The 12,867-nt window shown below is 64.5% G+C and carries 8 protein-coding genes and 1 pseudogene; 7 read left to right on the top strand and 2 right to left on the bottom strand.

Annotated elements, in window-relative coordinates; all coding sequences use genetic code 11:
* Positions 1–130 precede the first annotated feature (130 nt).
* Positions 131–991: an enoyl-CoA hydratase ChsH3 gene (locus M1247_RS27445; protein WP_317159563.1), complete on the bottom strand. Its 861-nt coding sequence runs from the start codon at positions 989–991 to the stop codon at positions 131–133.
* A 1-nt stretch (position 992) separates the two neighbouring features.
* Positions 993–2,678, bottom strand: a complete 1,686-nt coding sequence (gene kstD / locus M1247_RS27440; RefSeq protein WP_317159562.1) for a 3-oxosteroid 1-dehydrogenase — start codon at positions 2,676–2,678, stop codon at positions 993–995.
* 73 nt (positions 2,679–2,751) lie between these two features.
* Between kstD and M1247_RS27435 the strand changes: the two genes are divergently transcribed.
* The 7 genes and pseudogenes from M1247_RS27435 to M1247_RS27405 form a co-directional block, all read left to right on the top strand.
* Positions 2,752–3,537 (top strand): 2-keto-4-pentenoate hydratase, encoded by a 786-nt coding sequence (locus M1247_RS27435; RefSeq protein ID WP_317159561.1) that lies wholly within the window; start codon positions 2,752–2,754, stop codon positions 3,535–3,537.
* 14 nt (positions 3,538–3,551) lie between these two features.
* A complete protein-coding gene (locus M1247_RS27430) occupies positions 3,552–4,472 on the top strand; it encodes an acetaldehyde dehydrogenase (acetylating) (protein ID WP_317159560.1) in 921 nt (306 codons plus the stop codon).
* Positions 4,469–5,530: a 4-hydroxy-2-oxovalerate aldolase gene (dmpG, locus tag M1247_RS27425; protein ID WP_317159559.1), complete on the top strand. Its 1,062-nt coding sequence runs from the start codon at positions 4,469–4,471 to the stop codon at positions 5,528–5,530. Before M1247_RS27430 ends, dmpG begins: the two co-directional genes overlap by 4 nt.
* Before the next feature lie 83 nt (positions 5,531–5,613).
* Positions 5,614–5,997 (top strand): hemophore-related protein, encoded by a 384-nt coding sequence (locus tag M1247_RS27420; protein WP_317159558.1) that lies wholly within the window; start codon positions 5,614–5,616, stop codon positions 5,995–5,997.
* 37 nt (positions 5,998–6,034) lie between these two features.
* Positions 6,035–8,105, top strand: a pseudogene (locus M1247_RS27415) (RecQ family ATP-dependent DNA helicase).
* A gap of 719 nt (positions 8,106–8,824) precedes the next feature.
* Positions 8,825–9,055, top strand: a complete 231-nt coding sequence (locus tag M1247_RS27410; RefSeq protein WP_317159557.1) for an MbtH family protein — start codon at positions 8,825–8,827, stop codon at positions 9,053–9,055.
* A 45-nt stretch (positions 9,056–9,100) separates the two neighbouring features.
* Positions 9,101–12,867, top strand: a 3,767-nt coding sequence (locus M1247_RS27405; RefSeq protein ID WP_317159556.1) for a non-ribosomal peptide synthetase, incomplete at its 3' end; no start/stop codon positions are given.

The following is a 12,867-nucleotide window of genomic DNA, read 5'->3' as shown; positions in this document are numbered from 1 at the left end:
GGGGCGGCTCCTGTTCGGGGCCGTTCCGCTCGCACACCACCGACGCGCCCGGCTGTCGGGACATCAACCATCAGCGTCAAACGATTATTGCGAACCTCACGCCATCTCGGAGGGAAACCTGCTCGGTCGCCTAAACCGGAGTCAGCTCCACACCCGAGAGCACGATGGTGTTGTCGCGGGCCGGCGCAGTCAGGTTGCCGACGAACTTGCCGTCTTCTTTCCAGATGTTGGCCTGCAGCGTCTCGCCCGGGATGACGACGCCGGCGAAACGGGCGCCGTAGGAGCTCACGGCCGATACATCGCCGTCGAGCAGGTTGTCGACGATGGCCTTGCAACCGATGCCGTAGGTGCACAGCCCGTGCAGGATCGGCCGGTCGAATCCCGCGGCGGCGGCGAACGCCGGATCGGAGTGCAGCGGATTGCGATCGCCGCAGAGCCGGTACAGCAGCGCCTGCTGCGGCAGCGTCGGTAGAGCGATCTCGATATCCGGTGCGCGACTGGGCGGCTCGACCGACGCCGACGGGCCCCGCTCGCCGCCGAAGCCACCTTCGCCGCGGGCGAAGATGGATCGTTTCGTCGTCCACAGCACCGTGCCGGAGGGGTCGGTCACCGTGGTCTCACTGACGATGACGGCGGCCTTGCCCTTGTCCCAGATCTCGGTGAAGCGCTGCTTCGACTGTGCGGTCCCGCTGGGTGGAATCGGGCCGGGCACAGTGACCGCCTCGCTGGCGTGCAGCACCTTGGACAGCTCGATGTCGATGCCGGGGAACTGCACGGTCGGCGCCTCGGTCATGTGGAAGCTGACGCCGACATTGCCGAACGTCGGCAACACCTGCGGCGTGTTGTCGGTCAGATAGCGCAACTCACGCTGGTCCATCGGGTCGGCGCCCGCACCGAGGCCCAGGTGGTAGAGCTGGATATCGCTGCTGGTCCAGGAGAATTCGATGGGATCCAGGTCGGCGGCAAGCGCCTTGTCGACGTCGATCGGCATGTCAAACCTTTCCGGCGGCTATGTCCAGCGCTGCGAGGTATCCGAAGGTCATGGCGGGACCGATCGTGCCACCCGGTCCCGGATAGGTGTGGCCCATCACCGGTGAGCTGACGTTACCGGCGGCATACAGTCCCTCGATCACCGAACCGTCATCACGCACTGCCCGCCCGTGCACATCGGTGCGGATTCCGCCCTTGGTGCCCAGGTCGCCCGGCACCATCTTGGCCGCGTAGAACGGGCCGTGGTCGATCTCGCCGAGGTTCGGGTTGGGTTTGTTGGTCGGGTCGCCGTAGTAGCGGTCATAAGCGCTTTCGCCGCGCTTGAAGTCCGCGTCGACGCCGGAGCGCGCGAAGCCGTTGAACCGCTCGATCGTCGCAGCGAACGCGTCGGCGGGAAGCCCGGTCTTCTCGGCCAGCTCGGCAAGCGTGTCGGCCTTGATGACGACGCCGGACTCCAGCCACTTCTTCGGAATGCGTTGTCCCGGCTGTAGTCCCGCGAAGATGTAGCGGTCGCGGTATTGCTGGTCGAAGATCAGCCAGGCCGGGATGTTCTCCCCGGGGCCTGCGCCCTGGCCGTACTGCCCGCCATACATGTGATGGCAGGCCTCGACATAGGGCATCGACTCGTTCATGAACCGCTTGCCTGCCATGTTGACGATGATCGACCCGGGGGAGTTGCGCTCCGACAGGGCGAACCATGGCGAGTCGACCAGTGGGACCGTCGGGCCCCACCACGAATCCTCCATGAATTCGAGTGCGGCATTGAGCTTCTCAGCGGCAAGAATGCCGTCTCCGGTGTTCGCCTTGGCGCCGACCGTCCACTCGGTGGTGATCGGCGCGCGCTGGTACTTGACCCGCATCTGCTCGTTGTGCTCGAATCCGCCCGATCCGAGGATGACGCCGCGGCGAGCCCGGATCAGCACGGGCTCAGCATCTTCGGCCGCATCAGTGGACCGCGTCCAGATCCCACGAACAATGCCGTCCTCGACGTACAGATCGGTCAGCGCGGTGTTCAGTTGCACCGGCACCCCGGCCTTCTGCAGGCCGATACGCAGCGGGCCGATCAACGCTCGGCCCATGCCGACCAGGTTCTTGCCGGTCGCGTTGGCCCACACGGAGCGCACGCCCACCTTGAGGCTGCGGAGCACACCGCGGGGATGCCGTTTGAGCTGATTGAGCCGGACGTAATCCTGCTGCATCACCACCATGTTCAGCGGCACTTTGCCGTACGGCGGTTCCAGGCCCGGCTCGTCGGCGCCCAGCTTCTTGGCGTTGAACGGCTTGGGCTCCACCGAGCGGCCGGTGGGCTTGCCACCAGGAGTTTCGGGGTAGTAGTCGGAGTACCCCGGCACCCAGCACAGCTTGAGCGGAGAGTTCTTGAGCACGAAGGACAACATCTCCGGGGCGCGGTCCAGATAGGTGTCGATCTTCTCCGCAGGCACCACGTCCCCGATGATCTCGTGCAGATAGGTGCGGGCGGCGTCGGCCGTGTCCTTCACCCCGTCACGCTTGAGAATCTCGTTGTTCGGGATCCACACGCCACCACCTGACCGCGCAGTGGAACCTCCATAGTGCGGAGCCTTCTCTACGACTACTGTCGAGAGGCCCTGGTGGGCAGCGGTGAGGGCGGCGACCATGCCCGCAGCGCCGCTGCCGACCACGACGACGTCGTACTCCTGTCCAGTCATGTAGAACACGTTATAGAATGGGCCAGCGATCCAACAACCGCCCCGGTCAAAGAAGCGAGGGGACTTCACCAGAATGCTCAGTGTCGAGGTGCGCGATCAGTTGGCTGCTGACCTGGCGCAAGCCGAACGCAGCCGGGTCCCGATCACTCCGTTGACGGACGGCAATCCCGGCATCGATGTTGTCGATGCCTACGAGATCCAGCTGATCAACATCCGTCAACGCGTCGCCGAAGGCGCGCGCGTGATCGGTCACAAAGTCGGGCTGTCGAGTGAGGCCATGCAGAAGATGATGGGCGTCGACGAGCCGGATTACGGCCATCTGCTCGATGACATGGAGGTGTTCGAGAACCGGCCGGTCCCCTCGTCGAACTTCCTGTACCCGCGGGTCGAGGTGGAGGTCGGGTTCATCCTGGCCGACGACCTGCCCGGCGCGGGTTGCACCGAGGAGGACGTGCTGGCGGCGACGGCCGCGTTCGCCCCGGCCATCGAGCTCATCGACACTCGGATCACCAACTGGCAGATCAAACTGTGCGACACCATCGCCGACAACGCGTCGTCGGCCGGCTGGGTGCTCGGTGAGGCACGGGTGTCGCCCAAAGACATCGACATCCGCAATATCGACGCCGTCCTGACCAACAACGGTGAGGTCGTCGCGGAGGGTCGCAGTGATGCGGTGCTGGGCAATCCGGTGACCGCGGTGGCCTGGCTGGCCCGCAAGGTGGAGGGTTTCGGGGTGCGGTTGAAGGCCGGTGACATCGTGTTGCCGGGTTCGTGCACGCGTGCGATAGATGCACCCCCTGGCAGCGATTTCATCGCTGACTTCACCGGGTTAGGTTCAGTACACCTGAGTTTCGAATAGGTAGGGAGAAACTAATGCCGAACAAAGCATCTGTCGCGATCGTCGGATCAGGCAACATCAGCACCGACCTGCTCTACAAGCTGCTGCGCTCGGAGTGGCTGGAGCCGCGCTGGATGATCGGCATCGATCCGGAGTCCGAGGGGCTGGCCCGTGCCCGCAAACTCGGTCTGGAAACCTCACACGAAGGTGTCGACTGGCTGTTGGCGCAGAGCGAGAAGCCGGACATGGTGTTCGAAGCCACCAGTGCCTATGTGCACCGCGACGCGGCCCCGCGCTACGCCGAGGCGGGAATCCGCGCCATCGATCTGACGCCCGCCGCGGTCGGTCCCGGCGTCATCCCCCCGGCCAATCTCCGTGAGCATCTCGATGCGCCGAACGTCAACATGGTCACCTGCGGCGGACAGGCCACGATTCCCATCGTGCACGCGGTGTCCCGCGTGGTCGAAGTGCCCTACGGGGAGATCGTGGCGTCGGTGTCCTCGGCGTCGGCCGGGCCGGGCACCCGCGCCAACATCGATGAATTCACCAAGACCACCAGTGCGGGCGTGCAGAACATCGGCGGCGCCAAGCGCGGTAAGGCGATCATCATCCTGAACCCGGCGGATCCGCCAATGATCATGCGGGACACCATCTTCTGCGCGGTTCCCGAGGACGCCGACCGGGAGGCGATCGCGCAGTCGATCCGCGACGTCGTCGCCGAGGTGCAGACCTATGTGCCCGGCTACCGGCTCCTGAACGAACCGCAGTTCGACGACCCGTCGATCAACTCCGGCGGACAGGCGCTGGTCACCACATTCATCGAGGTGGAGGGTGCGGGCGACTACCTGCCGCCCTACGCTGGAAACCTGGACATCATGACCGCGGCGGCGACCAAGGTCGGCGAAGAGATCGCCAAAGAAAGCCTTTCCGCGACGGCCGGAGGAGGACAAGCATGAGCATCGACGACATCTACTTCAACCCGATGTGGGACATTCGGATGACGGACACGTCGCTGCGCGACGGCAGTCATCACAAGCGTCATCAGTTCACCAAGGACGAGGTCGGCGCCATCGTCGCGGCCCTAGATAGTGCGGGCGTTCCTGTTATAGAGGTCACCCACGGCGATGGGTTGGGCGGGTCGAGCTTCAACTACGGCTTCTCCAAAACCCCCGAGCAGGAGCTGATCAAGCTGGCCGCCGAGACGGCCAAGGAATCCAAGATCGCCTTCCTGATGCTGCCGGGCGTGGGCACCAAGGAGGACATCAAAGAGGCGCAGAACAACGGCGGATCGATCTGCCGGATTGCCACCCACTGCACCGAGGCCGACGTGTCCATCCAGCACTTCGGGCTCGCCCGTGAGCTGGGCCTGGAGACCGTGGGTTTCTTGATGATGAGCCACACCATTTCGCCGGAGAAGCTTGCCGCCCAGGCCCGCATCATGGCCGACGCGGGCTGCCAGTGTGTCTACGTCGTCGACTCCGCGGGCGCGCTGGTGCTCGAAGGGGTGGCCGACCGGGTCTCTGCGCTGGTCGCCGAACTCGGCGACGACGCGCAGGTGGGTTTCCACGGGCATGAGAACCTCGGCCTCGGCGTCGCCAACTCGATCGAGGCCGTCCGTGCCGGTGCCAAGCAGATCGACGGCTCCTGCCGTCGCTTCGGCGCCGGTGCCGGGAACGCGCCGGTCGAGGCCCTGATCGGGGTGTTCGACAAGATCGGCGTCAAGACCGGCATCGACTTCTTCGATATCGCCGACGCCGCGGAAGAGGTGGTGGCTCCCGCCATGCCCGCCGAATGCCTGCTGGACCGTAACGCGCTCATCATGGGCTATTCCGGCGTCTACTCGAGCTTCCTCAAGCACGCCATCCGCCAGTCAGAGCGTTACGGCGTGCCCGCCCACCAGCTGCTGCACCGGGCCGGCCAGCGCAAGCTCATCGGTGGCCAGGAAGACCAGCTCATCGACATCGCGCTGGAGATCAAGCGCGAGCAGGAGGCAGCGCAGGCCGCGGCCGGATAGGCCACAAGCTGTTTAGCGTGGGCGGCTGACGGATAACCCTTCGGTAGCGATCACCAGATCGCCAACCGAAGGAGTGAAGTTCGATGCAGAAGATGTCCGCACGCACAGTCCGCCGTTGTCTCTACGGAATGTGCGCCGGCGGCGTCGTCTCCGCCGCGTTCACCTTGCCGATGGCCAATGCGGCGCCCGATGCGTGCCAAGAGAGTGGAGTTGCCGGCACCGTCAGTACGGTCACGGCCTCGACCAGCACGTACCTGGCCGCGAATCCACAGGTCGACCAGGCGTTGACCGATATCGCCCGGCAGACCGACGGGAACCCTGACGCGGGCTACCGGACGTATTTCGAGAACAACCCGCAGGTCGCTTCCGAACTGCGACAGATCAACCATCCGGTGGCCGAACTGTCGGCCCGATGCGGTGTCGATGTGACGCCGACGCCGGTCTCGAAGGCACTGCAGGGACTGTGACGGCAGCCTGTCGGAGTGGCCGGGCACCATAGGTGCCATGGCAACCCGCGAGCAGGCGCAGTCGATACTCGAACAACTGGCCGGGCCCACGGCGACGCTGCGCGATGATCAGTGGACTGCGATCGAGGCTCTGGTGGTCCAGCGTCGTCAGGCCCTGGTCGTGCAGCGCACGGGCTGGGGCAAGTCCGCGGTCTATTTCATCGCGGCCAAGTTGTTGCGTGCCGCGGGCCGCGGTCCGACGGTGATCGTGTCGCCGCTGCTGGCGTTGATGCGCAACCAGGTGGCCGCGGCCGAGCGGGCCGGTGTGCGGGCCGCGACGATCAACTCGGGCAATGTCACCGAGTGGGACGGCATCCACCGGCAGGTCAGCGACGGCGATCTCGATGTGCTGCTCGTCAGCCCGGAACGGCTCAACAACCCCGACTTCCGCGACAACGTACTGCCGTCGCTGGCGGCTGACGCGGGTCTCGTGGTGGTCGACGAGGCGCACTGCGTCTCCGATTGGGGGCACGACTTCCGGCCGGACTACCGCCGCATTCGCACGCTGATCGCTGATCTGGGTTCCGACGTCCCGGTGTTGGCCACCACCAGCCAACGACCGCGTGGTGGGTGATGTCGCAACGCAGTTGGGCGTCGGCGGTCGTGACACGCTGGTGCTGCGCGGGGGACTGGACCGGGAATCCTTGCGGCTGTCGGTGGTTTGTGCCGGTAACCCGGCTCAACGCGCGGCATGGGTTGCCGCGCAACTCGATTCGCTGCCCGGATCGGGAATCATCTACACCCTCACGGTCGCCCAGGCTCATGATGTGGCGACGCTCCTGGCAGAGCGCGGTCACAAGGTCGCCTCCTATACCGGCTCCACCGACACCGCTGAACGTGAGCAGCTCGAAGCGGACCTGCTGGAGAATCGGGTCAAGGCCCTGGTTGCGACGTCAGCGCTCGGCATGGGCTTCGACAAACCTGACCTGGGCTTCGTCGTGCATCTGGGGGCACCGTCCTCACCCATTGCCTACTACCAGCAGGTGGGCCGTGCGGGGCGTGCCACTGACAGTGCCGAGGTGATCCTGCTGCCGGGATCCGAGGATCAGGATGTGTGGCGGTACTTCGCCTCGGTGGCATTCCCCTCGGAATCGATGGTGCGCAACGTTATCGATGCGCTGGAAACCGATCGGCCCCAATCCACACCGGCTTTGGAACCACTGGTTGACCTCAACAGGTCGCGGTTGGAGATGGTGCTCAAGGTGCTGGACGTCGACGGTGCCGTCCGCCGCGTCAAGGGCGGCTGGATCGGTACGGGTGAACCCTGGAGCTACGACGAGGCCCGCTATCGCGCACTCGATGAGGCCCGCAGACGCGAGCAGCAGGCGATGCTGGACTATCAGGCGACCCGAGAATGTCGAATGGTGTTCCTGCGCAGTCAACTTGATGACCCCGAGCTGGCGCCCGACGAGCGGTGCGGACGTTGCGACAACTGCACCGGCCAGCACTACGAGGCCGCGGTCGCCGAGGACATCCTGAGTGACACCGCGCAGCGGCTGGCCAGGCCCGGTGTCGTGGTGGCCCCACGCAAACAGTGGCCGTCGGGGCTGTCCGCGTTGGGTGTGGAACTGTCGGGCCGTATCACCGGAGGCGCCGCACCCGGACGCGCGATCGGCAGGCTCACCGACCTTGGGTGGGGAGCGCGATTGCGGCGGCTGCTGGCCGCGCCGGATGGCGAGGTTCCCGACGAGGTGATGGCCGCGGCCGTCGACGTACTCAAGGCCTGGGATTGGGGTCGGCGCCCGGTTGCCGTGATGGGGCTGGACTCTGCCACCCATCCGGTGCTGATCTCCTCGACCGTGCAGCGGCTCGCGCAGATCGGGCGGCTGACGAACCTGGGCATCCTGCGCTATACCTCACAGCACCGACCCGTCGCCGCCGCGAACTCGGCCTACCGGGTGGCAGCCCTCGACGGCGCCTGGGAACGGCCAGAGGTGCCCTGGGAGGGCCCGGTGCTGTTGGTGGACGACATGTCGGACACCGGCTGGACCTTGACCATGGCCACCCGGCTGCTGCGCGACGCGGGCGCGCCGGCGGTGCTCCCGTTCGTGTTGGCCAGCGTCAGCTGAGGTGTTCGGTCACCGTGCGGGAAATCATTGATTGAGCGGTGTATAGCGACGCATCAATATGCGTATCTAGCAACGTCGATGTCAATGTCTTTCACAAGTCAAATAAAGGTGTTTGTTCACTCAAATAAGCGTCGAGCCGTCACGTCGCACGTCCTGGAATCTGTGACCGAATTCGTGGTGCCGCCCGGACGCTCGGATGCGCTCGGTGCACCGGCGATGTGCTGCGATCACTCGATGCAAAAGTTCGCCTGTTTTTGCAATCGCAAATGAGTAGATCATGATCTTGAATATCGAATCCTGTGAGATTTCTGGCTAACATGCACCCGCTCGACTGTTATCGCAATTTGTCGAGCATCTAACTATTTTTCATCGAAAAATGTTTGCTATGATGATGCGTGTGCGTCGACAGTGCAGACAATTAGTGACTGTACCAGCTACTAAGTCCCGCATGCGAAATGCTACAACATTTGCTACATGCTTACGCTCGAGTTGATCATGAAGTCGAATGTCCGTGGTGTAGCAACAGGTGGAGTCCGGATCACCGATTTCTGCACGAACGTCAAGAAGAAGTGGATATGCTAGCGCCCTGCAACTATTCAAGGCATAGCTGTAGTGGGCCGCAGGAAACAGGCAACGGGGGGCAAGGTGTAAGGCTGGACTGCCTTGCAGCTGGTTCGTTGAACGATATTTCCGGTCCACTCAGACGTGGGGAGAACCAGGTGACGATCAACCCGTTCGATGATGACAATGGCAGCTTTTTCGTCCTGATCAATGACGAGGAGCAACACAGCCTATGGCCCACCTTCGCCGACATTCCCGGCGGCTGGAAGGTGGTTCACGGCGAGGCTGACCGCTCTTCGTGTTTGGACTACATCGAGCAGAATTGGCCTGATATTCGGCCGAAGAGTCTCCGCGAGCGGCTGGCGCAACGCCAGCCCTCCGGCAACTGACGCCCACGGGAGGGCACGTATACGTCTCGCGGTGGGAGAGCTCCGATGCAGCTTGGTGAACAGTCGCTGCCGTTGACACGTGCGCAGCTGGACATATGGCTTGCGCAAGGCCTGGCCCGCTCCGGTACGGAGTGGCAACTGGGATTGTTCGTGAAAATCGCGGGAGCGATAGAACGCGATGCCCTTGAATGGGCGATCCGCCGAGTGATGCGAGAGGCCGAACCAGTCAGGGCCGGCTTCTGCGAGGCGGGCGGGCGCGTCTTTCAGAGGGTGCACGACTACCCCGATATCGAGTTGGATTTCTACGATCTGAGCGGCGCGGACGATCCGGTGCGGCAAGCCCGCGAGATGGCAGTCGCGATCCAGAACACGCCAATGCCGTTGACCGGACCGCTGTTCAGATTTGGCCTGTTCCAGACACGGATCGATGAACTGTTCTTGATTGCGTGCTGCCACCACATCGTGCTGGACGGCACGGGCATTGCGCTGTTCGGTCAGCGGTTGGCCTCGGTCTACTCGGCCACAGTGTCGGGCGCCCCGATACCACCTACGCTGTTCGGCTCGCTGGCTGAACTGATCAAGTGCGAAGCGGAATACGAAGCATCCCCGGACTACGTCGACGACGCCGACTACTGGGCCGGCAACGTACCGCAACCAACGCAGACCTTTCCTCCGACGGCCGATGCCGTCGATGCCGGTGAAGCGCGCTGGCCCTCGACGCCGGTGGAATTGGACCCGGCGGTGCTGCGTCACGCCGATGCGCTCGCCGAGTCGAAGAATCTCCCCCGGTCATCGGTCATCACCGCGGCGTGCGCGCTGTTGGTGCGTGGATGGCAGGGTGACGGCTCGCAGGTGGTGCTGGACTTCCCCGTCAGTCGACGGGTGCGTCCTGAGACGAAGACGCTTCCAGGAATGATCGCGGGTGTGGTGCCGCTGGTTCTGAAGGCATCGCCGGACGTTTCGGTTGCGAGCTTCTGCGAAGAAGTCGATCTCCGCATACGGGACGCCGTGAAGCACCAACGGTTCCCCGTGCACGCGCTCGAGCGCAAGGCCAACCTTCGCGTCGCGAGCCTGCCGGCCAGGAGAGTGAGCATCAATTTCCTCCCGTCGACGTTCACGTTGGACTTCGGTGGTTCGACGGCATCGGCGTGTCTGACCAACGCGGGTGTGGTGGGTGGCTTCGGACTGTTCTTCTCCGGTGTGGGAGAGCAGCTCATGCTGAGCACCACAGGCACGGGCCATCCGCTGGCCGATCTTGGGGTGGCCGACCTGGCCGAGCGGTTACAACAGGTATTGACCGCGATGACGGCGGACTGGTCACGGTCGCTGTCCTCGGTGGACGTGCTGGATGAAACCGAATGTGCTCGGCTGTTCGACCATGGCAATCACCGGATGCTGTCCGAGACGCCGGTCGCGACCTCGATACCGGAATTGTTCGCAGAGCAGGTGATTCACGCACCGTACGCCGTGGCGATCAGCGGTGACGGGCACGCGATGACCTATCGCGAGCTGGATGAGGCATCTAATCGGCTGGCACACCTGGTGGCCGAACACGGGGCAGGCCCTGGACAGTGCGTGGCGGTGCTGTTCAACCGGTGCGCCGACGCGCTCGTGTCGATTCTGGCAGTGCTCAAGACGGGTGCCGCATACCTCCCGATCGATCCGGCGCATCCCCAGACGCGAATTGACTTCTTGATCGCCGATGCCGGGCCGGTCGCGGTGGTGAGCACCCGAGCGTTGGCGGGGCGGTTGGCCGACTACGCGCTGCCGGTCGTCGTTTCCGAGGATCCGGCCATCGAGACCTACCCGTGCACGAGCCTTGCGGAACCGGACCCCGACGACATCGCCTACATCATCTATACGTCTGGAACAACGGGTGTTCCCAAAGGCGTGGCCATCACCCACCGGAACGTCACGCAGCTGATCGGATCTCTCGACGGCATGCTCGACCCGACCGGGCAGGTGTGGTCGCAGTGGCATTCCTACAGCTTCGACATCTCGGGTTGGGAGATCTTCAATGCGCTGCTGAGCGGTGCGCGGCTGGTGGTCGTCAGCGAAGAGACAGCCCGCTCACCGCATGACTTCCACACCCTGGTGCAGTCGGAAGGCATCAATGTTCTGGGTCTGACACCGACCGCGGCCGCGGCGTTGTCACCGGACGGTCTGGACTCGGTGGCCTTGCTGGTCGGTGGCGAACCCTGCCCGGTCGAGGTGGTGGACCGCTGGGCCCCGGGCCGGGTGATGATCAATCAGTACGGCCCGACCGAAACCACGATGTGGGTGGCCCTGAGCTCGCCACTGACCGCCGGATCGGGCGTACCGCCGATCGGATCGCCGCTCCCGGGTGCGGCGCTGTTCGTCTTGGATCAGTGGTTGCGTCCGGTGCCCACCGGTGTGGTGGGTGAGCTCTATGTGGCAGGTCGCAATGTCGGCGTCGGATACTGGCGTCGGGCCGGGCTGACCGGATCGCGTTTTGTGGCATGCCCGTTCGGGGACACCGGGCTGCGCATGTACCGCACCGGGGATGTGGTGTCATGGGGCGCTGATGGGCAGCTGCGATACCTGGGCCGTGCCGACGAACAGGTCAAGATCCGCGGCTACCGCATCGAGTTGGGCGAAATTCAAACGGCTTTGGCGCAGCTGGATGGTGTGGCGCAGGCGGTTGTCCTGGCCCGCGAGGATCGCCCCGGGGACAAACGGCTGGTCGGTTATGTCACCGAGTCGGTGGCGGGCATGCTCGACCCCGTTGCCGTCCGTGCAGCGTTGGCTGAGCGGTTGCCGGGTTATATGGTGCCGGCGGCCGTAGTGGTGTTGGATGGTCTGCCGTTGACGGTGAACGGCAAGCTCGACAAAAGAGCCCTGCCTGCACCGGAATACAGCGACGGTGATCACTACCGCGCGCCGGCGACTCCCACCGAGGAGATCCTCGCCGGAATCTATGCCGAGGTTCTCGGCCTGGACCGGGTCGGGATCGACGATTCGTTCTTCGACCTGGGTGGGGATTCGCTGTCGGCGATGCGGGTGATCGCTGAGGTCAACACCGGCCTGGACACCGATCTTGCGGTGCGCACGGTGTTCGACGCACCGACGGTGGCCGAGTTGGCACCGCTCATCGGTGCGGGTACGGGTCGGCGCGAGCCGTTGCAGGCTCGCCCGCGCCCCGAGCGCATCCCGTTGTCCTATGCGCAGCAACGGCTGTGGTTCCTCAACCGGTTCGAGGGCGGGGTGGCGACCTACAACATGCCAACCGCATTCCGGATCACCGGAACGCTGGATGTGGCGGCGTTGGCGGCGGCTCTTGACGATGTGATCGCCCGACATGAGTCATTGCGCACGGTGTTCCTCGACGTTGACGGGGTGCCGCTGCAGGTTGTGTTGCCCGCCGTGGCGGGGATGTGGCGGGGTGCGGGGCCGGCGGTCCAGTCGGTGTCAGAGGCCGACGTCGCAGGTGAACTGACAGCGCTGGCGGCGTATCGGTTTGACCTGTCGGCCGAGATCCCGGTTCGCGCGAAGATACTGTCATTGACCGGCGATGAGCATGTTCTTGTAATTGTGGTGCATCACATCGCCTTTGACGGATGGTCGCTGGCGCCGATGGTGCGCGACGTGGGCGTGGCCTACACCAATCGGGCCGTGGGACAGCTACCCGATTGGCTGCCGTTGCCGGTGCAGTATGCCGATTACACGTTGTGGCAGCATGATCGGCTCGGCGATGAGTCCGATCCGGCCAGCGTGATCGCCGGGCAGCTGGCCTATTGGCGGCGGGAGTTGGCTGATCTTCCCGAGGTGGTGTCGTTGCCTGCGGATCGTCC

This window comes from Mycobacterium appelbergii (genome assembly GCF_032883035.1).
Lineage (GTDB): Bacteria > Actinomycetota > Actinomycetes > Mycobacteriales > Mycobacteriaceae > Mycobacterium > Mycobacterium appelbergii.
The sequence above is the reverse complement of the archived record's forward strand: the minus strand, read 5'-3'. Positions and strand labels throughout refer to the sequence as shown.

Bases quoted from the DNA above. Each gene is read 5' to 3' on its own strand.
- M1247_RS27430 (WP_317159560.1), top strand. From the start codon at position 3,552: ATGCCGAACAAAGCATCTGTCGCGATCGTCGGATCAGGCAACATCAGC.
- kstD (WP_317159562.1), bottom strand. From the start codon at position 2,678: ATGACTGGACAGGAGTACGACGTCGTCGTGGTCGGCAGCGGCGCTGCG.
- M1247_RS27445 (WP_317159563.1), bottom strand. From the start codon at position 991: ATGCCGATCGACGTCGACAAGGCGCTTGCCGCCGACCTGGATCCCATC.
- M1247_RS27420 (WP_317159558.1), top strand. From the start codon at position 5,614: ATGCAGAAGATGTCCGCACGCACAGTCCGCCGTTGTCTCTACGGAATG.
- dmpG (WP_317159559.1), top strand. From the start codon at position 4,469: ATGAGCATCGACGACATCTACTTCAACCCGATGTGGGACATTCGGATG.
- M1247_RS27435 (WP_317159561.1), top strand. From the start codon at position 2,752: ATGCTCAGTGTCGAGGTGCGCGATCAGTTGGCTGCTGACCTGGCGCAA.